Annotated in this window: 26 protein-coding genes; 20 read left to right on the top strand and 6 right to left on the bottom strand. The window is 69.4% G+C overall.

Translation table 11 applies throughout. The annotated features are described in order from the left end of the window. Positions 1 to 95: 95 nt before the first annotated feature. Positions 96 to 533 carry a hypothetical protein gene (locus tag KJK29_RS15295; RefSeq protein ID WP_003974483.1) on the bottom strand — a complete coding sequence of 146 codons (438 nt, stop codon included), beginning with the start codon at positions 531 to 533 and terminating at the stop codon, positions 96 to 98. 630 nt (positions 534 to 1,163) lie between these two features. Here KJK29_RS15295 and hemL point away from each other — a divergent pair. The 7 genes from hemL to ccsB all read left to right on the top strand — a co-directional run bounded on the left by hemL (position 1,164) and on the right by ccsB (position 8,914). Continuing rightward, the gene (gene hemL, locus KJK29_RS15290) at positions 1,164 to 2,480 is read left to right on the top strand and encodes a glutamate-1-semialdehyde 2,1-aminomutase (protein WP_215119716.1); all 1,317 of its coding nucleotides are present in this window, start codon (positions 1,164 to 1,166) and stop codon (positions 2,478 to 2,480) included. Beyond that, complete coding sequence (locus KJK29_RS15285; RefSeq protein WP_215119715.1) at positions 2,477 to 3,175, top strand: histidine phosphatase family protein; 699 nt, start codon at positions 2,477 to 2,479, stop codon at positions 3,173 to 3,175. Before hemL ends, KJK29_RS15285 begins: the two co-directional genes overlap by 4 nt. Before the next feature lie 150 nt (positions 3,176 to 3,325). After that, positions 3,326 to 4,606 carry a polysaccharide deacetylase family protein gene (locus KJK29_RS15280; RefSeq protein ID WP_215119714.1) on the top strand — a complete coding sequence of 427 codons (1,281 nt, stop codon included), beginning with the start codon at positions 3,326 to 3,328 and terminating at the stop codon, positions 4,604 to 4,606. A 66-nt stretch (positions 4,607 to 4,672) separates the two neighbouring features. Further along, positions 4,673 to 5,329, top strand: coding sequence for a TlpA family protein disulfide reductase (locus tag KJK29_RS15275; protein WP_215119713.1), 657 nt, complete (start codon positions 4,673 to 4,675; stop codon positions 5,327 to 5,329). Between the two features lies 1 nt (position 5,330). Continuing rightward, entirely contained in the window at positions 5,331 to 6,104 is a 774-nt protein-coding gene (locus tag KJK29_RS15270) for a cytochrome c biogenesis CcdA family protein (protein ID WP_215119712.1), read from the top strand. Positions 6,105 to 6,107: 3 nt separating this feature from the next. Further along, positions 6,108 to 7,817: a cytochrome c biogenesis protein ResB gene (gene resB / locus KJK29_RS15265; protein WP_215119711.1), complete on the top strand. Its 1,710-nt coding sequence runs from the start codon at positions 6,108 to 6,110 to the stop codon at positions 7,815 to 7,817. Then, entirely contained in the window at positions 7,814 to 8,914 is a 1,101-nt protein-coding gene (gene ccsB / locus KJK29_RS15260; RefSeq protein WP_215119710.1) for a c-type cytochrome biogenesis protein CcsB, read from the top strand. Before resB ends, ccsB begins: the two co-directional genes overlap by 4 nt. A gap of 82 nt (positions 8,915 to 8,996) precedes the next feature. Here ccsB and KJK29_RS15255 read toward each other — a convergent pair whose 3' ends face one another. Together KJK29_RS15255 and KJK29_RS15250 are read right to left on the bottom strand one after the other, a co-directional pair. Continuing rightward, on the bottom strand, positions 8,997 to 10,406 hold the full coding sequence (locus KJK29_RS15255) for a condensation domain-containing protein (RefSeq protein WP_215119709.1): 1,410 nt from the start codon (positions 10,404 to 10,406) through the stop codon (positions 8,997 to 8,999). A gap of 113 nt (positions 10,407 to 10,519) precedes the next feature. Then, entirely contained in the window at positions 10,520 to 11,248 is a 729-nt protein-coding gene (locus KJK29_RS15250; RefSeq protein WP_215119708.1) for a MerR family transcriptional regulator, read from the bottom strand. 82 nt (positions 11,249 to 11,330) lie between these two features. Between KJK29_RS15250 and uvrA the strand changes: the two genes are divergently transcribed. Next, entirely contained in the window at positions 11,331 to 13,838 is a 2,508-nt protein-coding gene (gene uvrA, locus KJK29_RS15245; protein WP_215119707.1) for an excinuclease ABC subunit UvrA, read from the top strand. A gap of 784 nt (positions 13,839 to 14,622) precedes the next feature. Here uvrA and KJK29_RS39275 read toward each other — a convergent pair. Continuing rightward, positions 14,623 to 15,228, bottom strand: coding sequence for a DUF7848 domain-containing protein (locus KJK29_RS39275; RefSeq protein WP_215119706.1), 606 nt, complete (start codon positions 15,226 to 15,228; stop codon positions 14,623 to 14,625). A 104-nt stretch (positions 15,229 to 15,332) separates the two neighbouring features. Between KJK29_RS39275 and KJK29_RS15235 the strand changes: the two genes are divergently transcribed. The 3 genes from KJK29_RS15235 to KJK29_RS15230 are packed head-to-tail and all read left to right on the top strand — an operon-like array spanning position 15,333 to position 16,559. Then, complete coding sequence (locus KJK29_RS15235; protein ID WP_370869139.1) at positions 15,333 to 16,286, top strand: helix-turn-helix domain-containing protein; 954 nt, start codon at positions 15,333 to 15,335, stop codon at positions 16,284 to 16,286. Beyond that, complete coding sequence (locus KJK29_RS38820) at positions 16,228 to 16,371, top strand: DUF397 domain-containing protein (RefSeq protein WP_251058099.1); 144 nt, start codon at positions 16,228 to 16,230, stop codon at positions 16,369 to 16,371. Before KJK29_RS15235 ends, KJK29_RS38820 begins: the two co-directional genes overlap by 59 nt. Next, entirely contained in the window at positions 16,368 to 16,559 is a 192-nt protein-coding gene (locus tag KJK29_RS15230; protein WP_215119704.1) for a DUF397 domain-containing protein, read from the top strand. The genes KJK29_RS38820 and KJK29_RS15230 overlap by 4 nt, the downstream gene beginning before the upstream one ends. A 14-nt stretch (positions 16,560 to 16,573) precedes the next feature. On the opposite strand, the gene KJK29_RS15225 is transcribed toward KJK29_RS15230, so the two are convergent. Next, positions 16,574 to 16,912, bottom strand: a complete 339-nt coding sequence (locus KJK29_RS15225; RefSeq protein WP_215119703.1) for a PLD nuclease N-terminal domain-containing protein — start codon at positions 16,910 to 16,912, stop codon at positions 16,574 to 16,576. Between the two features lie 67 nt (positions 16,913 to 16,979). Between KJK29_RS15225 and KJK29_RS15220 the strand changes: the two genes are divergently transcribed. Beyond that, entirely contained in the window at positions 16,980 to 18,431 is a 1,452-nt protein-coding gene (locus tag KJK29_RS15220; RefSeq protein WP_215119702.1) for a menaquinone biosynthesis decarboxylase, read from the top strand. Then, positions 18,428 to 19,330 (top strand): menaquinone biosynthesis prenyltransferase MqnP, encoded by a 903-nt coding sequence (gene mqnP / locus KJK29_RS15215; protein WP_215119701.1) that lies wholly within the window; start codon positions 18,428 to 18,430, stop codon positions 19,328 to 19,330. The genes KJK29_RS15220 and mqnP overlap by 4 nt, the downstream gene beginning before the upstream one ends. A 12-nt stretch (positions 19,331 to 19,342) precedes the next feature. Here mqnP and KJK29_RS15210 read toward each other — a convergent pair whose 3' ends face one another. Beyond that, positions 19,343 to 19,948 (bottom strand): rhomboid family intramembrane serine protease, encoded by a 606-nt coding sequence (locus tag KJK29_RS15210; RefSeq protein ID WP_215119700.1) that lies wholly within the window; start codon positions 19,946 to 19,948, stop codon positions 19,343 to 19,345. A 91-nt stretch (positions 19,949 to 20,039) separates the two neighbouring features. Between KJK29_RS15210 and KJK29_RS15205 the strand changes: the two genes are divergently transcribed. The 7 genes from KJK29_RS15205 to KJK29_RS15175 all read left to right on the top strand — a co-directional run bounded on the left by KJK29_RS15205 (position 20,040) and on the right by KJK29_RS15175 (position 25,812). After that, positions 20,040 to 20,732 carry a UbiX family flavin prenyltransferase gene (locus KJK29_RS15205; RefSeq protein WP_215119699.1) on the top strand — a complete coding sequence of 231 codons (693 nt, stop codon included), beginning with the start codon at positions 20,040 to 20,042 and terminating at the stop codon, positions 20,730 to 20,732. 74 nt (positions 20,733 to 20,806) lie between these two features. Beyond that, positions 20,807 to 21,262 (top strand): Lrp/AsnC family transcriptional regulator, encoded by a 456-nt coding sequence (locus KJK29_RS15200; RefSeq protein ID WP_033314055.1) that lies wholly within the window; start codon positions 20,807 to 20,809, stop codon positions 21,260 to 21,262. A gap of 45 nt (positions 21,263 to 21,307) precedes the next feature. Further along, on the top strand, positions 21,308 to 22,471 hold the full coding sequence (gene mqnE / locus KJK29_RS15195; protein ID WP_215119696.1) for an aminofutalosine synthase MqnE: 1,164 nt from the start codon (positions 21,308 to 21,310) through the stop codon (positions 22,469 to 22,471). A gap of 49 nt (positions 22,472 to 22,520) precedes the next feature. After that, complete coding sequence (locus KJK29_RS15190) at positions 22,521 to 23,045, top strand: GNAT family N-acetyltransferase (protein WP_215119692.1); 525 nt, start codon at positions 22,521 to 22,523, stop codon at positions 23,043 to 23,045. Positions 23,046 to 23,119: 74 nt separating this feature from the next. After that, positions 23,120 to 23,419, top strand: coding sequence for a DUF4229 domain-containing protein (locus KJK29_RS15185; RefSeq protein ID WP_215119690.1), 300 nt, complete (start codon positions 23,120 to 23,122; stop codon positions 23,417 to 23,419). Between the two features lie 331 nt (positions 23,420 to 23,750). Continuing rightward, a complete protein-coding gene (locus KJK29_RS15180) occupies positions 23,751 to 25,064 on the top strand; it encodes a dicarboxylate/amino acid:cation symporter (protein ID WP_215119689.1) in 1,314 nt (437 codons plus the stop codon). Positions 25,065 to 25,143: 79 nt separating this feature from the next. Continuing rightward, positions 25,144 to 25,812, top strand: coding sequence for a TetR/AcrR family transcriptional regulator (locus KJK29_RS15175; protein WP_215119684.1), 669 nt, complete (start codon positions 25,144 to 25,146; stop codon positions 25,810 to 25,812). The last annotated feature ends 10 nt before the right edge of the window (positions 25,813 to 25,822 follow it).

Below are 25,822 nucleotides of genomic sequence, written 5' to 3'. Positions count from 1 at the left end.
CCCTCAAACCGAGCCTCCCGGCACCGGGAACACCATCCAAAAGGGCGAGGCCCGAAGACCCCGCCCGATCACTCACCCCTCACAGAGCTCCCAGCTCAAGGCCACACAAGGCAATAAGGCTGATGCCCCGCCTCATGCAACCGATGTGAGAAGTCCTGCCACTCATGCAGCAGTTGGTAGACATTGAACGCGTCCCGCGGGCCACCCCGGTCCGGGACCGTTGACCAGATGAAGGCCGCCGCGCCCACCGCTTCCTCGCCGATGCCGCGGAGGGGGTCGACGACGGTCATGGGGAGTTTGACCACGGCGTAGTCGGGGTGGAGGACGACCAGTTCCAGGGGCGGGACCTTGTGGAGGGGGACGCCCTCGATGCCCGTGAGGACCATCGCCGCCATGGTCTCCGGCTTGATCTTGGTGAACATGCCGTTCATGCCGAGTTCGTCGCCGCCGAGTTCCTCGGGGCGCATCGAGATCGGGACGCGGGCCGCCGTCGCACCGTCGGGTGCGCCGAAGTATTTGTACGTCACCCCCACCCGGCCACCATTCCTGCTCCCCGCACGAAGATCGTCCACCCGGTGTTCAGCCTGAAATTCATCCACGCGACGCTCACCCCGACGTTCAGCCCGAAGATCGTCCAGCCGATGTTCAGTACGTCCGTCGGACCGCTCCGGTTCACTCTGCGGGCTCTGCGTCTGACGAGTTTCCTGAGTGTCCTCCGCCTCGCGCCGGTGCTTGCCCCGCCTGGCACGTCGAGGACCCAGGTCATCGGTCCCCTCGCCCAGTCCGCCACCGCGATGCATATCTCCACCCGACTGCTTTTTCTAGGACGCGTCGCCCCCGCCGCGCAACCCGATCATCGTGTCAGTGACCTCCCCCGCGACCGCCCGGCGAAACGTGCGCCGAAACATCTGTCCGCAGGATCTTCGCAGCCTCTGACCACCCTGGGCCGTTTGATCTGTGTGTATCAGGTCCAGTCTCGCAGACGGCCGGGAATCGCGGGCTGGATGCGGGTTCGCTCACACTCGCCGTCCGCCCCGTCACACTCGCCGTCCGCCCCGTAACCTCCCCTGGCCTACCCTGAACAGGTCACTGAAGCGGTCAAGGAACAGGTCACTGGTACCCGGAGCCGACAACGTCGGAGAAGGTCGGAGAAGTCGCAGGTCATGAGCGAACTGGCATATCCGTATGAAGCACCGGCCTCGCAGGCTCTGTTCGACCGTGCGGCGGCCGTCACGCCCGGCGGTGTGAACTCACCGGTACGGGCCTTCCGCGCCGTCGGCGGCACGCCGCGGTTCATGGTGTCCGGCACCGGCCCGTATCTGACGGACGCCGACGGACGCGAGTACGTCGACCTCGTGTGCTCCTGGGGACCCATGATCCTCGGGCACGCGCACCCCGAGGTCATCGCCGCCGTCCAGGACGCCGTCGCCCGCGGTACGTCCTTCGGTACGCCCGGCGAGGGCGAGGTCGCGCTCGCCGAGGAGATGATCGCCCGGGTCGGGCCCCTGGAGCAGGTCCGGCTCGTGTCCAGCGGCACCGAGGCGACCATGTCCGCGATCCGGCTCGCGCGCGGATTCACCCAGCGCGCCAAGGTGATCAAGTTCGCCGGGTGCTACCACGGCCACGTTGACTCGCTGCTCGCCGCCGCCGGCAGCGGTGTCGCCACCTTCGCGCTGCCCGACACCCCGGGCGTCACCGGCGCCCAAGCCGGCGACACCGTCGTCCTGCCCTACAACGACCTCGACGCCGTACGCGAGGCCTTCCGGGCCCACCCCGGCGAGATCGCCTGCGTGATCACCGAGGCCTCCCCGGGCAACATGGGCGTCGTACCGCCCGCGGACGGCTTCAACCAGGGGCTCAAGGACATCTGCGCCGAGAACGGCGCCCTCTACGTCTCCGACGAGGTCATGACCGGCTTCCGGACCAGCCGCGCCGGGTGGTTCGGGGTCGACGGCGTCGTCCCCGACCTGATGACCTTCGGCAAGGTCATGGGCGGCGGCTTCCCTGCCGCGGCCTTCGGCGGACGCGCGGACGTCATGGCCCACCTCGCTCCCGCCGGGCCCGTCTACCAGGCCGGCACCCTCTCCGGGAACCCGATCGCCACCGCCGCCGGCCTCGCCCAGCTCCGGCTGCTCGACGACGCCGCCTACGCCAAGGTCGACGCCGTCTCCAAGCAGATCCAGGGCCTCGTCACCGACGCCCTGACCAAGGAGGGCGTCGCGCACACGCTGCAGCACGCCTCCAACATGTTCTCCGTGTTCTTCACCGACCGCCCGGTCAGGAACTACGAGGACGCCAAGGCGCAGGAGTCCTTCCGCTTCACCGCCTTCTTCCACTCGCTGCTCGCCGACGGCGTCTACCTGCCGCCGTCGTCCTTCGAGTCCTGGTTCGTCTCCACCGCGCACGACGAGCGTGCCGTGCAGCGCATCGCCGACGCCCTCCCGGCGGCGGCCCGCGCGGCCGCGGAGGCCACGGCATGAGCGACCAGAACAACGGCACGAACGACGACATCACCGTCGTCCACGTCATGCGCCACGGCGAGGTCGCCAACCCGGACGGCATCCTCTACGGCCGCCTCCCCGGCTACCACCTCTCCGAGCTGGGCCGGCGCATGGCGGACCGGGTCGCCGAGCACCTCGCGGACCGCGATGTCACCCATGTCGTCGCCTCCCCGCTGGAGCGGGCGCAGGAGACGGCCGAGCCGATCGCCAAGGCGCACGGCCTCGACCTCGCCACCGACGAGCGGCTGATCGAGGCCGACAACATCTTCCAGGGGAAGACCTTCGGCGTCGGCGACGGTGCGCTGCGCAAGCCCGGCAACTGGAAGCACCTGGTCAACCCACTGCGGCCGTCCTGGGGCGAGCCGTACGTCGATCAGGTCGTGCGCATGATGAGCGCGCTGAGCACGGCGAAGGACCGGGCCCGGGGGCACGAGGCGGTCGTGGTCAGCCATCAGCTGCCGATCTGGATCGTGCGGTCGTACGTGGAGCGGCGGCGGCTGTGGCACGACCCGCGCAAGCGGCAGTGCACGCTCGCCTCGCTGACGACCTTCACCTTCCGGGGCGACCGGATCGTCTCCGTCGGCTACACCGAGCCGGCCCGCGATCTCGTCCCGGCGCATCTCCTCGCCGGTGCCAAGCCGGTGAAGGGGAAGGACAAGGCCTTCGGCGCCTGACCCGACCCAGGAAGCACACAAGCCCTTTCTGTTCGCTTCTGATCGGCTTCCGACCGCTCCGTTACGGAATCTGCAAGTTTCAGCGGAACCTCCCCGTTCGTCACGTCCTCTGACTGGGTGACCAGCACGACGTGACGAATCGGGGATGCCATGCGCGCTCTCACCCGCAGGGGAATGCTCGGAATCGGCGCGGGAGCCGCCGCCGCCTCGCTCGCCGGATGCGGCGGCCTCACCGGGTCAGAGGGATCGAGCCATGCCGGAGGTTCCCCCAGTAAGGGAACCAGCAGTCCGAAGCCCACCGCCCGCCCCATAGGCGACGGCTCCACCGCCTACACCGGCAAGCAGCCCCACCAGCCCGGCAAGCCCGAGCCGCTGGAGCCGGGCCAGACCCCGCCCCAGTTCGTCGTCTTCTCCTGGGACGGCGCCGGCGAGGTCGGCAACGGCCTGTTCCCGCGCTTCCTGGACCTGACCAAGGAGCACGGCGCGAGCATGACCTTCTTCCTGTCCGGGCTGTATCTGCTGCCCGAGTCGAAGAAGCGCCTCTACGACCCGCCGAACAACCCGCGCGGCGCCTCCGACATCGGCTACCTCACCGACGCGCACGTCAAGGACACGCTGAAGTACGTCCGCCGGGCCTGGCTGGAGGGCCACGAGATCGGCACCCACTTCAACGGGCACTTCTGCGGCGAGACCCACGGCTCGGTCAAGAACTGGACGCCCCAGCAGTGGCGCAGCGAGATCGACCAGGCGAAGTCCTTCGTGAAGGAGTGGCGCACCAACAGCGGCTGGACCGACCTGCCGTCCCTGCCGTTCGACTACGACAAGGAACTCGTCGGCGGCCGTACGCCCTGTCTGCTCGGCCAGGACAACCTGCTGCCCACCGCCCGCGAGCTCGGCTGGCGCTACGACGCCTCCTCGCCCGGCGGCCGCCAGGTCTGGCCCGTGAAGCGGCAGGGGATCTGGGACCTGCCCCTACAGCAGATACCTTTCCCCGGCCGGGGCTTCGAGGTCCTCTCCATGGACTACAACATGCTGGCAAATCAGTCCATAAGCACCACAAAGGCACCCGCGCACAACTACCCGGGCTGGAGGAAGCAGTCGACCCAGGCGTACATCCAGGGCTTCCAGCGGGCCTACGAGTCCAATCGCGCGCCCCTCTTCATCGGCAACCACTTCGAGCAGTGGAACGGCGGCATCTACATGGACGCCGTGGAGGAGGCCTTCAAGCACATCGGGCGCGAGAAGGACAAGGGCGCCGATGTGCGCCTCGTCTCCTTCCGCCAGTTCACGGACTGGCTGGACGTCCAGAAGCCCGAGGTGCTGGCGGGGCTCCGTACCCTCGAGGTCGGGCAGCAACCGGCCGGTGGCTGGAAGGGGTTCGTCGAGAAGGCCCCGCAGGGGACCGGGACACCCTCGCAAAACGCTGCCTGAAATGCGGTTTTCCGCCCACAAGGGGGGTGGGCGAGAGCCCTGGAACGGGCATGCGAAACTTTTCACATGAGTGCCGCCAGCCGCGCCCCCCTGGGCTCGAACAGCTCGCCCCGCACGACCCGGAACACCCGCTCACCCCGGGTCCGTCGCCGCGCCGCCCTGACCGCCGGTGCCGCCGCGGCCGCCCTGCTCGTCTCCGCGTGCGGCTCGGGCGGCACCTCCGGCGGGGGCGGCAACACCAACTTCGTCACCGGCTCCGACGGCACCTCCACGGTCGCCAAGGGCGAGCGCACCCCCGCCCCCGACCTGTCCGGCAAGACCATCGCCGGCAAGACCCTCGACGTCTCCGACTTCAAGGGCAAGGTCGTCGTCCTCAACGTATGGGGCTCCTGGTGCAACCCCTGCCGCGCCGAGGCCAAGTACTTCGCCAAGGTGTCCAAGGCGTACGAGGACAAGGGCGTGCAGTTCGTCGGCATCAACACCCGCGACACCTCCACCGGCGCCGCCCTCGCCTTCGAGAAGGACTGGGACATCACCTACCCCAGCCTCTACGACCCGACCGGCAAGCTGCTGCTGCGCTTCGACAAGGGCACGCTCAACCCGCAGGCGATCCCCTCCACCCTCGTCCTCGACCGGGACGGCAAGATCGCGGCCCGCTCGCTGTCCGCGCTCAGCGAGGAACGGCTGCTGAAGATGCTCAAGCCCGTCGTCGCGGAGAAGTGACGTGACGGACGTCAATGCCCTCGCCGCGGTCACGGACCCCAACGGCACGGTGCTCAACGGCGCCCTGCTGGCGGCCCTGCCCCTCGCCCTGCTCGGCGGCCTGGTCTCCTTCTTCTCGCCCTGCGTGCTGCCGCTCGTGCCGGGCTATCTGTCGTACGTCACCGGCGTCAGCGGCACCGACCTGGCCGAGGCCAGGCGAGGCCGGATGGTCGCCGGTGCCTCGCTGTTCGTGCTCGGCTTCACGGCGGTCTTCGTCTCCGGCGGCGCCTTCTTCGGCTACTTCGGCCAGACGCTCCAGGAGGAGCGCGGCGTCCTGTCGAAGGTGCTGGGCGTCTTCATGATCCTCATGGGGATCTTCTTCATGGGGCTGATGCCCTGGCTCACCCAGCGCGAGTTCCGCTTCCACCGCAAGCCGGCGGCCGGCCTGGTCGGCGCTCCCGTGCTGGGGGCGCTGTTCGGGATCGGCTGGACGCCCTGCATCGGACCGACGCTGGCCGCCGTGCAGACACTCGCCCTGAACCAGGGCAGCGCCGGACGCGGCGCCCTCCTCACCGTCGCGTACTGTCTGGGGCTGGGCGTGCCGTTCGTGCTCGCCGCGGTCGCCTTCCGCAAGGCCCTCGGTGCCTTCGGCTGGATCAAGCGCCACTACGTCTGGGTGATGCGGGTCGGCGGCACCATGATGATCGTGACCGGTCTGCTGCTGCTGACCGGCGCGTGGGACCGCATCGTGCAGGAGATGCAGGTCTGGTCCGACGGCTTCACTGTGGGGATCTGATCGATGAGCAAGACCACCGCCCCCGACCCGGCCCCGCCCGCCGGTGAGGACCAGGACCTGGGCGCCGCCGGCTCCCAGCTCTCCACCGCCCCCAAGGAAGACCTGCCCAACCTGCCCGCCCTCGGCGTCATCGGCTGGGTCCGCTGGTTCTGGCGCCAGCTCACCTCCATGCGGGTCGCGCTGCTGCTGCTCCTGCTGCTCTCCCTCGGCGCGATCCCCGGCTCGCTCATCCCGCAGTCCGGCCAGGACGAGACCAAGGTCGCCGACTTCCGCAGGAACCACGAGACTCTCGGCGAGATCTACGACAAGCTCGGCCTGTTCCACGTCTACGGCTCGGTGTGGTTCTCCGCGATCTACATCCTGCTGTTCATCTCCCTCATCGGCTGCATCGTGCCCCGCACCTGGCAGTTCGTGGGCCAGCTGCGCGGCCGCCCGCCGGGCGCGCCCAAGCGGCTGACCCGGCTGCCCGCCCACACCACCTGGCGCACCACGGCCGAACCCGAGCAGGTCCACGAGGCCGCCCTCGCCCTGCTCAAGAAGCGCCGCTTCCGCGCCCACCTCGCCGGTGACGCCGTCGCCGCCGAGAAGGGCTATACGCGCGAGCTGGGCAACCTCGTCTTCCACATCGCCCTCATCGTGATGCTGGTCGCCTTCGCCTGGGGCCAGCTCTACAAGTCCGAGGGCAACAAGCTCGTCGTCGAGGGCGCCGGCTTCTCCAACACGCTCACCCAGTACGACGACTTCAAGTCCGGCAACCTCTTCTCGTCGGACGACCTGGTGCCGTTCAGCTTCAACCTGAAGAAGTTCACCGGCACCTACGAGCGCACCGGCCCCAACAAGGGCACCCCGCGCACGTACCAGGCCTCCCTCGACTTCAGCGCGGGCCCGTACGGCAAGGACGAGAAGACCACCGTCAAGGTCAACCATCCCCTGGAGATCGGCGACTCCAAGGTCTATCTCGTCAGCCACGGCTACGCCCCCGTCATCACCGTGCGCGACGCCCAGGGCAAGGTCGTCTACGAGGACGCGGTACCGCTGCTGCCGCTGGACGCCAACGTCACCTCCTCCGGAGTCGTCAAGGTCCTCGACGGCTACCGCAACGCCCAGGGCAAGAAGGAACAGCTCGGCTTCAACGCGTTCTTCGTGCCGACCTACGGCGGCCACGCCAGCGGCACGATGCTGTCGCAGTTCCCCGCGCTGGACTCTCCGCTGCTCGCGCTGTCCGCCTACCACGGCGACCTCGGGGCCGACTCGGGCATCCCGCAGAGCGTGTACCAGATGGACAAGACCAACATGAAGGAGTTCAAGGACTCCAAGGGCAAGCTGTTCAAGAGGCTGCTGCGGCCCGGCGACTCCATGACGCTCCCGAACGGCGCCGGTTCGGTCACCTTCGGCAAGACCGTCAAGGAGTGGGCCGGCTTCCAGGTCGTCCAGGAGCCCGGCGGCGGCTGGGCCCTCGCCGGGGCGATCGCCGCGATCGGCGGCCTCGCCGCCTCCCTGTTCATCCAGCGCCGCCGCGTCTGGGTGCGCGCGGTCAAGGGCGCCGACGGCGTCACCGTCGTGGAGATGGCCGGTCTCGGCCGCAGCGAGTCCGCCAAGGTCCCCGAGGAACTGGGCGACCTCGCGGGGATCCTCTACGACCAGGCCCCGGGCGCACCCGACCCCGACGACCCCGCAGACACCCCCGTACCTGCCGAAGGGGCTGAGAAATGACTCTCGCCGCCGCAACCGATCTGGCCGCCGCCACCAACGAGAACCTCGCGAGCATCAGCAATGTGCTGATCTACTCGTCGATGGCCGTCTACACCCTGGCGTTCTTCGCGTACATCGCCGAATGGCTCTTCGGCAGCCGCAGCAAGGTGGCCCGGACCGCCGCCGCGCTCACCACCACGGCGGACGCGAAGAAGAAGGCGCCGGCCGTCACCGTGAACCAGGCCGGCGGCACCGCCGTCCTGGAGCGGCCGAAGGTCACCGTGCGGGCCGCGTCCGGCCAGCGGGACGTACCGGACGGGCCCGGCGCGGCCGGCGGGGACGAACAGGGCGACCTGTACGGCCGGATCGCGATCTCCCTCACCGTGCTCGCGTTCCTGATCGAGTTCGGCGGTGTCCTCACCCGCGCCCTGTCGGTGGAGCGGGCGCCGTGGGGCAACATGTACGAGTTCAACATCACGTTCTCCACGGTCGCCGTCGGCGTGTACCTCGCGCTGCTGGCCCTGAAGAAGAACGTCCGCTGGCTCGGGCTGTTCCTGGTCACCACGGTCCTGCTCGACCTGGGCCTCGCCGTCACCGTCCTCTACACGGCCAGCGACCAGCTCGTCCCTGCCCTGCACTCGTACTGGCTGTACATCCACGTCTCGACGGCGATCTTCTGCGGCGCGGTCTTCTACGTCGGCGCGATGTCGACGATCCTGTACCTCTTCAAGGACTCCTACGAGAACAAGCTCCAAGCCGGCGGCACGCCCGGCACCTTCGCGACCTCGGTGCTGGAGCGGCTGCCGTCCTCCGCGTCCCTCGACAAGTTCGCCTACCGCGTCAACGCGGCCGTCTTCCCGCTGTGGACGTTCACGATCATCGCGGGCGCCATCTGGGCCGGCGACGCCTGGGGCCGCTACTGGGGCTGGGACCCCAAGGAGACCTGGGCCTTCATCACCTGGGTCGCCTACGCCTGCTACCTGCACGCCCGCGCCACCGCCGGCTGGAAGGGCCGCAAGGCCGCCTACCTGGCCCTCATCGCCTTCGGCTGCTGGCTGTTCAACTACTACGGCGTGAACATCTTCGTCTCCGGCAAGCACTCCTACGCGGGCGTGTAAGCACCGCCCCCGAGGACACCGAAGGCCGGTTCCCGCGACTCCAGGTCACGGGAACCGGCCTTCGCCGTCTTCGGGGGGCCTCCTAAGGCCGGTCGGCGGTACTCGTGATGACGTCCCGCAACCGCTCCGCGTACAGCCGCAGGTTCTTGTGGGCGATGTCCGTGTCCGGGTAGCGGCTGGCGAACCACAGGCCCTCGTGCAGCCGGGTGATCCAGGCGCAGACCTGGTCGCCGTAGGACACCCGCAGCAGCCCGTACGCGTTCTGGTCGGTCCAGCGGTCGGAGCCGGGGATGGCGCGGGTGTCGACGAAGGAGACGATCGAGTAGAGGTCGGGGGAGGTGGGGCGGAAGTCGGCGCCGAGGAGGTGCAGGACCCGGGCGAGGGGGATGCGGGCGAGCCGTCGGTTGGCCTGGAGGGCGGCGCGTACGGTGCGCAGGGCGCTCGGGAAGTCGGGGGCCTCGGACATGGGGATCTCGATCGGGGCGCCGCCCACGTACCAGCCGACCGACTGCGACCACTGGGACTTCACCCGGGTGTGGAACGGCACGACCGTGCGATAGACGGGCTCGCCGCCGATCTCGTGCACGATCAGGGCCGTGGCCGCGAGGACCCCGACGAGGCTCCCGCCGTACGGGCGGCAGTACGCCTCGAACGCGGCGGCGGCCTCCGCGTCCACCAGCGGCTCACGCATGAACTTCTGCGTGGGCAGCCCGCCCTCGGGATCCAGGCCGAGGTCCATGGGGAAGCTCGGCAGCCGGCCCTCGCAGCGGTGGATGAACTCCCGCCAGCGGGCGACGATGTCGTGGTCCGCGTCGATGCGGTCGGCGTCCGCCCGCTCCGCTTCGCAGAAGTCGACGTAGCTGCCCACCGGTTCCGGCTCCGGCGCCGCCGCCACCTCACCGCCGCCGCGGGCCGCCTCGTACAACTCGTGGATCTCGGCGGGGATGCGGTGGATGGAGTAGGCGTCGACATTGCTGTGGTCGAACGCCATGTACACGCTGGTGGAGTCGTCCCGGACCACCGCCGTGTAGATGAGGTTGGGCCAGCGCAGGGCGTCCGCCGTGGTGTCGAAGCGGTCCTGGAGGTGCTGGGCCAGGGCCGCCGGGTCGGTGAAGTCGCCGGCCTCCTCGCGGTGCAGGGACACCGAGGAGGCGTCGAGCGTGAAGCGGCGGATCGAGTCACCGGGACCGCCCGCCCAGCGGAAGCCGCTGCGCAGGGTCTCGTGCCGCAGCGTCCAGCCGCGCAGCGCCTCGCCCAGCGCGTCCAGATCGGCCCGCCCCGGGATGTCGAACGCCGCGCCCAGCCAGGTCGGCACGAACAGCCCGTCCTCGCGCACGGACCGCGCCGTCCGGAGGTGCGACTCCTGGATGTACGCCGGCGGCCTGGAGTCCTCCGGCAGCGCCTTCGCCGTCGCGACGGTCGCCGGACTGAGTGTCCATTCGACGAGTCGCCCAGGTCGCACCTCGCAACGCTGGATGTCAGTCATTCGCACAGGGCGTCTCCGTTCGCAGGTGGGATAGACCCGACCAAAGGAATGCCGAACGGGCCCTCGGCGACACCGGCTTTCGCCACATTTCAATGGAACGGATGGCATCTCGAACGGCGTTACGAGCCCTTGGCGGTGCGCTCGGTTGACGCGAGGTAGCCGTGGAGCGCCCCCGAACCCTCGATCATCACCCTGGTCCGAGCCGTCAGAGCCTCCCCGCGCGCCGCGACGGCCGCCCGCAGGGCATCGCTGCTGCCCTCTCTCCGCAACCCCTCCAGCACCGGCCGGATCTGATCGAACAGATAGTGACTGCGGCGCAGGGTGTGCACGAGCCGGGCGTCGCGCACATCCGCCGGTTCGTACAGCCGGTATCCCGTGGCGCGCTCCCGCCGGGGCATGAGCAGCCCGGCCCCCTCCCACACCCGCAGCGCCGACGTCCGTACGCCCAACAGCGCGGCCACCTCCCCGATCCGCAGCCCGCCGGACCGGGGGAGCGGGGCGGGCGGCTCCGCGGCCAGCAACTCCAGCGCCTCACTCGCGGCCCTCAGCGAGACACGCTCCTCGTGCAGGGCGGCGTGCGCGGCGTCGACCAGCGCGAGCGCGCCCGCGGCGTCCCCCTCGTGCAGGGTCCGCATGATCCGCGTCGCCGCGACCGGCCCGTACCCGCGCATCAGCGTCCGGTACGCCAGCAGCGCGGCGCGGTGCACCTCGGTGAAGGCGCGGTAGCCGGACGCGGTCCGGGCGGCCGGCGGGAGCACACCGGCGTCCTCGTAGTTGCGGATCTGCTGCGTCGAGACACCGGCCGACCGGGCGAGGTCGACGGGACGGAGACGGCGTTGGTTCGTCATCGATTTGAAGGTTACGGCAGGAGACAAGGGGGGTGGATGCTCCAAAGTCTCAACACCGCACTTCAATGGAAGACTTGAAGGAATGGACTCCTTCATTCGCGTGACCGGCGCCCGACTCCACAACCTCAGGAACGTCTCCCTCTCCCTCCCGAAGAACAAGCTGGTCGTCCTGACCGGCCTGTCCGGTTCCGGCAAGTCCACCCTCGCCTTCGACACCCTCCACCGCGAGGGCCAGCGCCAGTACCTGGAGTCGCTGGGCATGGTCACCGGCCTCGTCAGCAAGCCCGCCGTCGACTCGATCACCGGCCTGTCCCCGTCCATCAGCGTCGACCAGCACCACACCAACCGCAGCCCCCGCTCCACGGTCGGCACGGTCACCGAGGTGTTCACGTATCTGCGGCTGCTGTGGTCGCGCATCGGAGTACGGCCGTGCCCCGGCTGCGGGAAGGACATCCCGCCGTCGTACGCCGAGGGCGCCGAGGGCGACGTGGACGCCGATGACGCCGAGGCGGAGCTGCGGCCCTGCCCGCACTGCGGCATGCGCGTGCCCGAGCTGGTGATGGGCTCCTTCTCCTTCAACAAGCCTGCGGGCGCGTGCCCGTCGTGCACCGGCCTCGGCGAGGTGATCCGGCCCGACGTACGGCGCCTGGTCGACGGCGGGAAGTCGGTCGCCCAGGGCGCGGTGAAGGGCTGGAACACCAAGTACACCGACTGGAGCCTCCCCGTACTGCGGGCCGCCGCCGCCCACTACGGCTTCACCTTCGACGCGGACGCACCCGTCGACGAACTGGGCGACATTCCGAGGGACCTGCTGCTCCACGGCGTCGAAAGCCCCGAGTTCCGACGGCACTTCCCGGACACCGATCCACCGGCGACCGTGTCGAAAGGCCGCTTCGAAGGGGTCGCCACGGCACTGCTGCGCCGCTACAACGACAGGGCCGACGACCCCGAGTACCGCGAACGCGCCGAACAGCAGGGCCTGCTGAAACAGCCCTGCGGGGAGTGCGGCGGAACCCGGCTGCGACCGGAGAGCCGGGCCGTGACCGTCCATGGACACACCATCGTCGAGGCCGCCCGGCTTCCCCTGACCGACCTCGACACCTGGCTGGCCGGTCTGCGGGAGCGGTCGGACGGGGACGAGTGGCTCCTCGTCGAACCGGTCGTCGCCGACCTGGAGGAGCGAGTGCGCCGCCTGGTCGACGTCGGCGTCGGCTACCTCACCCTCGGCCAGGCCACACCCAGCCTCTCCGCAGGCGAGACCCAGCGGCTACGACTGGCCGCCCTGCTCGGCTCCGGCCTGACCGGCGTCCTCTACGTCCTCGACGAGCCGACGATCGGACTGCATCCGTCCGACACCGAGCGACTGGTCCGCGTCCTGCGCAGGCTGCGCGACCTGGGCAACACGGTGCTCGTCATCGAACACGACCTGGACGTGCTGCGGGCGGCGGACTGGGTCGTGGACGTCGGCCCGGGGGCGGGACGCGACGGAGGGCGGATCGTGGCCGAGGGCACGCCGGAGGAGGTCGCGGGGGTGGAGGGCTCACCGACCGGGGCGTATCTGTCGGGCCGGGTGGCGTCGCCGGTGTCGCGCGAGCGGGGTGGCGGCGTTGGTGAGGCGGCCTTGGTCATCCGGGGCGCCCGGGCTCACAACCTCAAGGACCTGACCGTACGGATCCCCCTGGGCCGGCTGGTCACGGTCACCGGCCCGTCCGGGTCGGGCAAGTCCACGCTGCTGCTCGACATCCTGGACCGGGCCGCCCGCCGCCGCTTCAACGGGGCGGGGGAGCAGCCGGGTGAGCACGACGGCATCGACGGCTGGGAGCACCTGGGCAAGATCGTCACGGTCGACCAGGAGCCGGTCAGCCGCCTGCCGAGGTCCAACGCGGCGACGTACTCCGAGGTCTTCACCCCCATACGTGAGGTGTTCGCGGCCCGCTCGAAGGGGGCGCTCACACCAGGACACTTCTCCTTCAACACCGCCGGTGGCCGCTGCGAGCGCTGTGAGGGCGCCGGGGTGCTGTCGGTCCACATGCACTTCCTGCCCGCCGTGGAGGTACGGTGCCCCGCCTGCCGGGGACGGCGTTTCCGGCCCGAGGTGCTCGGGGTCCGGTACGAGGGGCACGACATCGCCGAGGTACTGGAGGCGACGGTGGACGAGGCGCTCGGCGTTTTCCGGGACGTGCCCGCCGTGGCCGGCCGGTTGCGCCGCATGGCGGATGTCGGCCTGGGCTACCTCCCGTTGGGCCAGCCCGCGCCCACCCTGTCCGGCGGCGAGGCCCAACGCCTGAAGCTGGCGAAGGAGTTGGGGCGCAGGTCGGCCGGCCGTACGCTCTACGTCCTCGACGAGCCGACAACGGGTTTGCACGCGGCGGACACGGCTCGTCTCCTCGGTGTGCTGCAGCGACTGGTGGACGCGGGCCACTCCGTCATCACCATCGAGCACAACGTGGATGTCATGCGGGCGTCCGACTGGCTGATCGACCTTGGTCCGGAGGGCGGGGCCGGAGGAGGCCGGGTCGTGGCGGAGGGGACTCCCCGGGAGGTGTCGGTGGCAGGGGCGTCGAGGACGGGTGGGTTCCTCCCCGGGTGACTTGGAGGGTGCTCTCGGGGCCGCCCGCTTCTTTGGAGTGTCGTGCTGGAACGGCCTGCGTCAAGGGCGCTTCGCGTCGCCTTCGGCGATGACCCTTCGGGTCACCCTTGACCCAGGCCGTTCCAGCACGGGAGAGAAGCGAGCGAGCGGCCCGGAAACGCGGGTGGCCAGACCCAACCTGCGATCTACGCCCCGTTGCATCGCCCCCGGCGTCAGCGGCCGCCCCCGCGCCTCGCCTGCACGCCGGGTTTGCTTAGCGGCGAACGGTGGTGGGTGGGTGGGGGGGGAGTGGGTGGAGTGGGGAGGGGCCGTCGGCGGGGGCACCGGGACCGGGACCGGTTACGGAGGGCGCGTTATTGCTGCTTTGGGAGCGGATGGGCCAAGGGGGAGAGGGAAGTTGCTGGTCGAGGAGGGGGTTGGCTGGCCCGACCGCTCCACTCACCACCTTCAGCCTCCCCGCCCCCTGCTCATCCACCCACCGACGGTCGCTCCCCCCCTTCCCCCCCCCACCACCGTTCGCCGCTAAGCGGCCCGGCGTGCTGGCGAGGCGCGGGCGCGCTTCCCTCTCGCCAGTGGTCAGGTAGCTGGCTGGAGGGGCGGTGGGCCTGGCCACCCGCCTTTCCGGGCCGCTCGCTCGCTTCTCTCCCGTGCTGGAGCGAGGTGAGTCAAGGGTGGCCCGGAGGGCCATCGCCGAAGGCGACGCGGAGCGCCCTTTACTCGGCTCGTGGAAGCACGACACTGACAAGAAGCGGGCGGCCCCGACAGTTGCTCTCGGTCGGCCTTGTCAGCCGTGCCGTTCCAGGACCGCGTAATCCGCGAAGCTGCGGCGGTAGCGCAGATGCCTGGTCTCCTGGGTGTGCCTGCGCTGCCACTCCTCGACCTCGGCGGGCGCCGAGCAGGGCCCTGAGCTCGCCCCGCAGTCCGTCTCCTCCCCGGAGACGCAGTACGCCTGGTACTCCGGCAGGGCGGAGTCGTCCTGGACGATCGTGTACGGGACGTACCGGAACAGTCTGCGCCCTGTCGATTCCCCGCCGTGCTCCCTGCCCTGGTGCTGGCGCAGCAGTACGTTCGCGTCCGTCACCGCACTTCCGTCGAACGCCGCCCGGGCCTTGTCCCGCTGGGCGGCGAGTTCCTCGCAGGTCGCGCAGCCGGGCACCGGGACGGGGGGTCGGGTCGGGTCGAAGGTGATGCCCTCCCTGGAACGGTCGTTGGCCGCGCGTACGCCCGCACTGATCCGTTCCTCCGGGGTGGCCGGCCTGATCCGAGCCGGGTCGGCCTGCCATTCCCGGCCGCCGCCGACCGGGCGCAGCATCACGTACGGCCCGGTCTTGTCCTGGTACTCGCCGACCTTGTGCGTGTGGGGGTCGTAGACGAGCGATCCCGGTTCCATTTCGTGCTCCTCCGTAACTCTGGGTGTATCGAGCGTTGCGCAGGGGAATGGGCCGGATCAATGTTTCGGGCGTGCGGGTGGTGCACTGTCACGGAGGGGGAGCCGTGAGTCGACGGAATGGCAGCGCGGGGTCGGGGGTGAGTACGGCGGCCGTGTTCGGGGAGGTGCTCAAGCATTTCCGCGAGGCGGCGTTGCTCACGCAGGAGGGGTTGGCGGGGCGTATCCCCTGCGACCGTTCGCATGTGGCTCGGGTGGAGGCGGGGACGAGGGTTCCGACCGACGGTTTCGCCAAGAGCTGTGATGAACTTCTGGCCACGGGTGGGGTGTTGATGCGGTTGTGGGGCCGGATCGACTGGTACCCGCAGGTGGAGCATCCTGATTGGTTCCAACGCCGGGCGGAGATGGATGCGAACGCGGTCAAGCTGTACGAGTACCAGGACATGGTGGTGCCGGGCTTGCTTCAGTCGGCGGACTACGCGAGGGCGCTGCTCTCCCAAAAGGCCTGTGGCGAACTGCTGGAGGACCGGGTTCGCGCGCGCCTGAGCCGACAGCAGCGCTTCCTCGCGGCGGACGGGCCGCTGTACATCGCCGTACTGGATGAGAGCTGTCTGCGTCCCGTCGGTCCCTCGGTCGTGATGCGTGATCAGTGCGCCCACCTGCTGAGCCTCGGGCAGCGCCCCAACATCCGTATCCAGGTAGCCCCGGCCGATCGCTACGACCTCGTCCGCCCCAACAGCTCGATGTCTCTGATCACGTTGCCGCACAGCGAGCAGTGGATCTACTCGGAGTCGCTGAGCCGTGGCTACTTCAACAATGATCCGAACGCCTACGCCCAACAGTGCCAGGCCTATGATGTGCTCAGGGCTGACGCTCCGTCTGCCCCGGAATCAGCCGCATTGATCAGGGAGGCGATGGAAGCGTATGGGCGGAACGATGGACAGCCTCGTCGCAGCGACCTGGATCAAGAGCAGCTACAGCGGAAACGACGCGGGCAACTGCATCGAAGTAGCCCCCGGTTTCCCCGAAGTCGTCCCGGTCCGCGACAGCAAAGCCCCTGACGGACCTGTGCTGTTGGTGTCCCCCCAAGCCTGGGCGGCATTCACCTCGTGCCTCGCGCTCCAGCCTGGAAGGGTACGAGCATGAACAGGACCGGACTCAGCGCGGCGACGTGGATCAAGAGCAGCTACAGCGACGACAACGGCGGCAACTGCATCGAAGTAGCCCCCGGTTTCCCCGAAACCGTCCCCGTCCGCGACAGCAAGAACCCTGACGGACCGGTCCTGGTCGTCACCCGGTCCGCCTGGTCAGCCCTGCTCTCGGCCGTCCGCTGACCTACTGCGCCGCTTCAGGACTCGTCGCGCTTGGGGTCGTCCGGGTCGGCGCCCCTGTCCCGGTCCTGGGGCTTGTCCTCGTCGAGGGACTTCAGGAAGTCGGGGTTGTCGTCGGGCGCGACCCACTGTCGGGAGCGGTTGCCTCGGACGCCGGACCAGCCTTCGGCGGCCGGGCGGCGCTTCTTGCCGGCGATGAGCCAGGAGATGGAACCGACGAGCGGGAACACCAGTACGAGGAGTGCCCACAGCGGCTTGGGCATGTGGCGGATGTCGTCGTCCTTGGTGCTGATGCAGTCGATGAACGCGTACACGCTCAGCGCCAGCGGCACGAGGAACATCAGTACCCGGAGCATGCGGCCTCTCAGCGAAAGCGGGTGGGCGGTTCAGGGCCAGGGTAGCCGCTCGGGGATACTGGACCGCATGGCTTACGACGATCTTCGCTCCCTGCTCAGGGCGCTGGAGCGCGAGGGCGACCTCAAGCGCATCAAGGCCGAGGTGGACCCGTATCTGGAGATCGGGGAGATCGTCGACCGGGTGCAGAAGGCCGGCGGCCCCGCGCTGCTCTTCGAGAACGTGCGCGGGTCCGGCATGCCGCTCGCGATGAACGTGTTCGGCACGGACCGGCGGCTGCTGAAGGCGCTGGAGCTGAAGTCGTACGGCGAGATCTCCGAGCGGATCGGCGGGCTGCTGAAGCCCGAGCTGCCGCACGGGTTCGTCGGCGTGCGCGAGGCCTTCGGCAAGCTCGGCTCGATGACCCACGTCCCGCCGAAGAAGGTCAAGGACGGCCCGGTGCACGAGGTCGTCCTGACCGGGGACGATGTCGACCTCGACCAGCTCCCGGCGCTGTTCACCTGGCCGAAGGACGGCGGCTCCTTCTTCAATCTGGGGCTCACCCACACCAAGGACCCGGAGAGCGGCGTCCGCAATCTCGGGCTGTACCGACTGCAGCGCCACGACAAGCGCACCATCGGCATGCACTGGCAGATCCACAAGGACAGCCGCAACCACTACCAGGTGGCGGCGCGCAGGGGTGAGCGGCTGCCCGTCGCGATCGCCTTCGGCTGTCCGCCCGCCGTGACGTACGCGTCCACGGCCCCGCTGCCCGGGGACATCGACGAGTACCTGTTCGCCGGGTTCCTCGCGGGCAAGCGGATCGAGATGGTCGACTGCAAGACCGTGCCGCTGCAGGTGCCGGCGCAGGCGGAGGTCGTCATCGAGGGCTGGCTGGAGCCGGGCGAGATGCTGCCCGAGGGGCCCTTCGGCGACCACACCGGCTTCTACACGCCGCAGGAGCCCTTCCCCGCGCTGAAGATCGACTGCGTGACGATGCGGAAGCGGCCGCTGCTCCAGTCGATCGTGGTGGGTCGCCCTCCGACGGAGGACGGGCCGCTGGGCCGCGCGACGGAACGCTTCTTCCTGCCGCTGCTGAAGATCATCATCCCGGACATCGTGGACTACCACCTGCCGGAGGCGGGCGGTTTCCACAACTGCGCGATCGTCTCGATCGACAAGAAGTACCCGAAGCACGCGCAGAAGGTCATGCACGCCGTCTGGGGCGCGCACATGATGTCGCTGACCAAGCTGATCGTGGTCGTCGACGCCGACTGCGACGTCCACGATCTGCACGAGGTCGCCTGGCGGGCCCTCGGCAACACGGACTACGCCCGGGATCTGTCGATTGTCGAGGGGCCCGTCGACCATCTCGATCACGCCTCCTACCAGCAGTTCTGGGGCGGCAAGGCGGGCATCGACGCGACGAAGAAGTGGCCCGAGGAGGGCTACACCCGCGACGGCGGCTGGCCCGACATGGTGGAGTCCGACCCGGAGACGGCGGCGAAGGTGGACCGTCGCTGGAAGGAGTACGGCCTGTGAGCTCCGCGTCCGCCGCGATCCCCCAGCCGGGACGCACGAAGGCGTTCCTGCGCCTGGTGATGATCGAGCACTCGGTCTTCGCGCTGCCCTTCGCCTATATCGCCGCGCTCACCGCGATGTTCCAGGTGGACCGGAACATCCACTGGGGGCGGCTGCTGCTGGTCACCGTCTGCATGGTGGGGCTGCGTACGTTCGCCATGGCGGTCAACCGGATCATCGACCGGGAGATCGACGCCCGTAACCCGCGGACGGCGAAGCGGGAGCTGGTGACCGGCGCGATGTCGGTACGCCACGCCTGGACCGGGGCGCTGATCGCCCTGGTCGTCTTCCTCGGCGCGGCGGCCCTGCTCAACCCCCTCTGCCTGGCCCTGGCCCCCATCGCGGTGATCCCGATGGTGGTCTACCCCTACGGCAAGCGGTTCACGAACTTCCCCCAGGCCATCCTCGGCCTGGCCCAGGCGATGGGCCCGGTCGGCGGCTGGCTCGCCGTCACCGGGGCCTGGTCCTGGGACGCGGTCATCCTCGGCCTCGCCGTCGGCATCTGGATCGGCGGCTTCGACCTGATCTACGCCTGCCAGGACGTCGAGACCGACCGCGAGATCGGCGTCATGTCCGTCCCGGCCCGCTTCGGCATCCCGGCGGCGATCTGGGGGGCGCGGGTCTGTCACGCGCTGACGACGGCCCTGTTCGTCTGGTACGCCCTCGCCACCGACGCCGGTGCCTTCTTCTGGCTGGGGCTGCTGATCGTCGCGGGCGCGTTCCTGTACGAGCATTCCATCGTCCGACCGCACGATCTGTCCCGCGTGAACCGGGCGTTCTTCAGCGTCAACGGCTTCATCGGGATCGCCTTGTTCGTGTGCGCGCTGCTGGATCTGCTGGTGCGCGGCCTCACCGTGTGAGCCTGATGAGCCTCACCGTATGAGCTCGGGCGGTGCCGCTGGGCGGCGGCGGAACGCGAACGCCGCCGCCACGCCCGCCAGCAGCCCGAGCAGGTGACCCTGCCAGCTGACGCCCGACTGGGTCGGGGCCAGGCCGGTCAGGATGGAGCCGCCCCAGATCGCGGCGATCACGATGCCGGTGAGGATGCCCAGGGGGCGGCGCTCCAGGAAGCCGGTGACCAGGAGGAAGCCGAAGAGGCCGAAGATCAGGCCGGAGGCGCCCGCGGTGTTGGTGTCCGGCGGAGATATGAGCCAGACGCCCAGGCCGTCGACCAGGATGATCAGCGCGCAGACCAGCAGGAAACGGCGTAGCCCGCTGAGCGCGGCCAGGAAGCCCAGGACCAGGAGCGGCAGGGTGTTCGCCAGCAGATGGGCGAAGCCGAAGTGGATGAACGCCGAGGGGACGACGTCGATCAGCTCGGAGGGCTCGCGCGGAGCGACGCCGAAGCCGTCCAGCGCGTGGCCGCTCGCCACGTCCACCACTTCCAGCACCCACAGCAGCGCCACCCAGACCAGCATCAGCTTGCCCGCGGCCATCACACGATCGCCGCGAGACCGCCCGGCTTCCACACCCGACATGGCGACCCCCAGTGCTCGCTCATCCCCTTCATGCAACGGCCCACACCCCTGCGCCGGTTCCCACCCTGTGACGCCCGATAGGCTCGGTGTTGTGAACCCAGTCAAGCCAGGCGAGACGCCGCGTACGCCTTGGATCGTAGGGGTGTCCGGGGCCTCCGGCACTCCGTATGCCGCTGCCGTGCTGCGGGCCCTGCTCGCGGCCGGTGAGAGTGTCGATCTCGTGGTGTCGCGGGCCTCGCGGCTCACCCTGCTGGATGAGACCGGGATCTCCTTCCGGGACGCCCACTGGCGGGACGACCTGCGGGAATGGCTGTCCCGGGGTGCCGACGGCAAGCCCGACACCTTCGCCGTGGACCTCGACGCCGTACGGCACTGGAGCGCCGGCGACCTGGCCGCCGGGCCCTCCTCGGGGTCGTACCCCACCAAGGGCATGCTCATCGTGCCCGCCTCGACGGCGAGCGTGGCCGGGGTCGCGCTCGGGCTGTCGAAGGACCTGCTGCAGCGGGCGGCGAGCGTGACCCTGAAGGAGAGCCGCCCCCTGGTCGTGGCCGTGCGCGAGACCCCGCTGAACGGCCAGACCCTGCGGCACCTGGTGACCCTCGACGACGCGGGCGCGAGCGTCGTACCGGCCTCACCCGCCTTCTACGCGGGCGCGACGCACATCCAGGACCTGGTGGACTTCGTCGCCGGACGCGTCCTCGACGCGGCGGGCGTGCCGCACCGGCTCTACCGCCGTTGGCAAGGTGAGCTCGGCGGCGGATCGCACCGCGCCGACTCCCCGTGAGCACGACCCCGAAACCGCACGACCCCGAAACCTCATCGGACCACAGACAACTTCAGCGGAAGGCTTCGATCGCAATGGACGCGGTGGACAGGCAGCTCATCCAGGCCCTGAGGGAGAACGGCCGGGCCTCCTACGCGGAGCTGGGACGCCTCGTCGGACTGTCGGGACCCAGTGTCACCGACCGCATCAACCGGCTGGAGGCGGCCGGTGTCATCACCGGCTACCGGGCCACCGTCGACGCCGCCTCGCTCGGCCTCGGCGTCACCGCCCTCATCGGCATCTCGCTCTCCGACGCCACCGACCACGAGGACGTGGCGCAGCGGCTGAAGGATCTCTCCGAGATCGAGGACTGCTGGTTCATCGCGGGCGACGACTCGTACATGCTCAAGGTGCGGGCGGCCGACGTCGACGGTCTGGAGAAGATGATCCGCCGGCTCAGCGGCATCGAGGGCGTCTCCCGGACCCGTACGACCATCGTGCTCTCCACCAAGTGGGAGAACCGCGTCGGGGAGCTGCCGGAAGAGGAGTAGGGGCGTAGTCGTACGGTTGGGTCGTCTTCGTAGAAAGGTGTGGGCATGGATCTCGGGCTCAAGCGCGAGCTGGAGGAGAAGGTCAGGGCGGGCGTCCGGCTGACCCGTGAGGACGGCATCGCGCTGTACGAGTCGGACGACCTGGCCTGGCTCGGCGGCCTCGCGCACGAGGTGCGCACCCGCAAGAACGGCGACGTCGTGCACTTCAACGTCAACCGTCACCTCAACATGACCAACGTGTGCACGGCCTCCTGCGCCTACTGCTCCTTCCAGCGCAAGCCGGGGGAGAAAGACGCGTACACGATGCGCATCGAGGAGGCCGTCAAGCTCGCCAAGGCGATGGAGGGCGAGAACCTCACCGAGCTGCACATCGTCAACGGGCTGCACCCGAACCTGCCGTGGCGTTACTACCCCCGGTCGCTGAGCGAGCTGAAGAAGGCACTGCCCGGCGTCTCGCTCAAGGCGTTCACGGCCACCGAGATCCACCACTTCGAGACGATCTCCGGGATGCCGGCCTCCGAGATCCTCGACGAGCTGATCGACGCCGGGCTGGAGTCGCTGACCGGCGGCGGCGCCGAGATCTTCGACTGGGAGGTCCGGCAGCACATCGTCGACCACCGCACCCACTGGGAGGACTGGTCGCGCATCCACCGGCTCGCCCACGAGAAGGGTCTGAAGACCCCGGCCACCATGCTCTACGGCCACATCGAGGAGCCGCGGCACCGCGTGGACCACGTGCTGCGGCTGCGTGAGCTGCAGGACGAGACCGGCGGCTTCCAGGTCTTCATCCCGCTGCGCTACCAGCACGACTTCGTCGACGTGAAGGACGGCAAGGTCCGCAACCGCCTCCAGGCGCGGACCCAGATGGCGACGGGCGCCGAGGCGCTGAAGACCTTCGCCGTGTCGCGGCTGCTGTTCGACAACGTGCCGCACGTCAAGGTCTTCTGGGTGATGCACGGGGTGCAGACCGCGCAGCTGGCCCTGCAGCACGGCGCCGACGACATGGACGGGTCGGTCGTCGAGTACAAGATCACGCATGACGCGGACAACTTCGGTACGCCGAACAAGCTGACGCGTGAGGATCTGCTGGATCTGATTCGCGATGCCGGGTTCCGGCCCGTGGAGCGCAACACGCGCTACGAGATCATCCGCGAGTACGAGGGGGCCGACCCGGAGCGCCGGGAGTCGCCTCAGCCGATGCGGGTCTGACTCGTTTCGGGGCGTGCGGGCGCGTTGTCGTAATAGCTACAATCCCCGCATGCCCCTTACCTTCACGCTCGATCCCGCCGTCACCCCCGAGCTGCGTGACGGCATTCTCGATCTGTGGGCCGATGTCTCCAACGCCGGGGGAGCCGTCGGGTTCGTGCCGCCCGTGGTGCCGGAGGACATCCGGCCCTCGCTGGTGAAGCACTTCGCGTCGATGGCGGAGGGCACGGTCAGGCTGCTCGTCGGGTTCGACGAGGAGGGGCGGGTCGCGGCGACCGCGTTCCTGACCCTCAACACGCACCGCCTGATGACGCACTGGCTGTGGCTGTACACGGTGATGGTGCATCCGAGCCACCAGGGCAAGGGCTACGGCCGTGACCTGCTGGGCGCGGCCGCGGAGGCGGCCCGGGGGCTCGACGGCATCGGGGCGATCCGGCTGACCTGCCGGGGCGGCCTCGGTCTCGAGCGGTTCTACGAGTCCTGCGGCTACAAGGAGGTCGGCCGGATCCCGGGTGCCATCCGGGTGGCGCCGGGCGACGACCGGGACGACGTGATCATGCTGCTGCCGCTGCACTGACCCCCCTGAAAGATCGGCCTCCCGGCGTGCTTCACTGAACCTGGCCCTTTTTGGAATCGGAAGAGTGGATTGAGATGCTCCGCTACACACTGAAGCGCCTCGGAATCTTCGTGGGCTGCCTCGTGGTCGTCTGGGGCCTCGTCTACTCCGGCCTCGCCCCGCGCGGCCTCGGCGACAGCAACGGCCTGTGGATCGTGGCGCTCGCCCTGGTGCTCTCCGCGCCGATCAGCTTCGTCGTGCTGCGCAAGGAGCGCGACCGCGCCTCCGTGCAGATCGTGGAGCGGGTCGACCGTATGAAGGCCAACATGGAGGCAAGTCGCAGCCAGGAGGACTCGGCCGACGAGACGAGCCGGGCGCAGGGCCAGGCCTCGTAAGCTTCCTCACACTCGCGCGCAGCGCCCCGTTTCCGTACATGCTCGGAAACGGGGCGCTTTGCCTTGTATGGGTGCCTGCGCGTTTCTGCCTGTCAAAGCGAGGCTTTGGGGTCCTCAAAGTTCAGGTGTTAAGGTGTCGCGGTGATGAACTCAGCAGTCGTGCCTCTGCAGCCCCGGAGCGTCATGCCCCGGCGGCTCGCACTTGTCGCGCGACTGCACGTGGATCTCTGTCGGTGCGCGTCCGCTAACTGTCGTCTCTGACGTAACGCCAACCCCCGTCGTCTCCCACGTCAGCTCCCCCCCCAACGCGTCCCCCCAACGGAGTCAGTCCGTGTCCTCATACACGAAGTCCTTCAAGGTGCCCTTCTGGGCTCAGATCATCGCCGGTCTCGTCCTCGGTGTGCTGCTCGGCTGGCTCGCCCGCGACCAGGACCTGTCCTGGCTGACCACGACCCTGGAGAAGGTCGGCGACACCTTCATCGGCCTGCTGAAGCTCGCCGTCGCGCCGCTCGTCTTCTTCGCGATCCTCGTCTCGATCACCAACCTGCGGAAGGTCAACAACGCGGCCCGCCTGGCCTCGCGCACCCTCCTGTGGTTCATGGTCACCTCGCTGATCGCGGTGAGCATCGGCCTGGTCATCGGCCTGGTCACCAACCCCGGCGCCGGTACCGGCCTCACGCCCAAGGACGGCGCGAAGCCCGACGAGACCGGCTCGTGGATCGACTTCCTGACCGGCATCGTGCCGACCGACGTGATCACGCCGTTCACCGAGCTGAACGTCCTGCAGATCGTCTTCATGGCCGCCGTCGCCGGTATCGCCGCGCTCCAGCTCGGCGAGAAGGCCCAGCCGATCCTCAACCTGAGCGAGTCCGTCCTGGAGCTGCTCCAGAAGGCGCTGTGGTGGGTCATCCGGCTCGCCCCGATCGGCACCGTCGGCCTCATCGGCCACGCCATCGCCACGTACGGCTGGGACCTGATCGGCAAGTACGCGACGTTCACCGTCGACATCTACGTCGGCTGCGCGATCGTGCTGTTCGGCGTGTACCCGGCGCTGCTCGCGACCGTCGCCAAGGCCAACCCGATCCAGTTCTTCAAGGGCGCCTGGCCCGCGATCCAGCTGGCCTTCGTCTCCCGCTCCTCCGTGGGCACGATGCCGCTGACGCAGAAGGTCACCGAGCGGCTCGGCGTGCCGAAGGAGTACGCGTCCTTCGCGGTGCCGTTCGGCGCCACGACCAAGATGGACGGCTGCGCCGCGATCTACCCCGCGATCGCCGCGATCTTCGTCGCCCAGATCTTCGACATCCAGCTCGGTGTCGGCGACTACCTGCTGATCGCGTTCGTCTCGGTGGTCGGCTCCGCCGCCACGGCCGGCCTGACCGGCGCGACGGTCATGCTGACCCTGACCCTCTCCACCCTCGGCCTGCCGATGGAGGGTGTCGGTCTGCTCCTCGCGATCGACCCGATCCTCGACATGATCCGCACCGCGACCAACGTCGCCGGCCAGGCCCTCATCCCGGTCCTGGTCGCCGCCCGGGAGAACCTGCTCGACCGCGAGGCCTACGCCACGGCGGACGGCTCCTCCCTGGACGACCCGTGGGACGAGAAGCGGGACGCGGAGCGCGAGCAGGTGCCCGCCGCGGTGTGACGGGCTGACGTCGTCCCCCTGGCCGGTCCGCTTCGGTTCACGACCGAGGGCAGGCCGGGGGGACCGTACGCTAAGCCGTATGGGTGCCGTGAAGACCAAGCGGATGCCGCGTGCGGTCCGCGAACAGCAGATGCTGGACGCCGCCGTGCGGATCTTCGGCCAACGCGGCTACATGGCCGCGTCGATGGACGAGATAGCCGAACTTGCGGGCGTGTCCAAGCCGTTGGTCTATCTGTACCTGAACTCCAAGGAAGACCTCTTCACCGCCTGCATCCGCCGCGAGGCCAAGTCCCTCGTCGAGGCGGTGCGGGCCGGGGTCCGGCCCGATCTGCCTTCCGACCGGCAACTCTGGGAAGGGCTCGGGGCGTTCTTCGCGCACACCGCCCGCAACCCGGACGCCTGGTCGGTCCTGCACCTCCAGGCCCGCACCCACGGCGAGCCGTTCGCCGCCGAGGTCACCGCGATGCGCGAGGAGATCGTCGCGTTCGTGACGCAGCTCATCCTCACCGGTGCTCGTGAGGCCCACCACGACCCCGACCTCCCGGAGCGCGAGGTCGCCGGCCTCGCCGAGGCCCTGGTCGGCGCCGCCGAATCCCTCGCCGCCTGGGCCAACGCCACCCCCGGCGTCACGGCCCGCCAGGCCGCGGCCACGATGATGAACTTCGCGTGGGCGGGGCTGGGCGACCTCATGGCGGGACGACCGTGGTCCCCGCAGGGGGAGGAACGGGCGGAGCATCAGGGCGGGTAGCTGCCCTGGC

The organism is Streptomyces koelreuteriae (assembly GCF_018604545.1).
In the GTDB taxonomy this organism is placed as follows: Bacteria; Actinomycetota; Actinomycetes; order Streptomycetales; family Streptomycetaceae; genus Streptomyces; species Streptomyces koelreuteriae.
The sequence above is the reverse complement of the archived record's forward strand: the minus strand, read 5'-3'. Positions and strand labels throughout refer to the sequence as shown.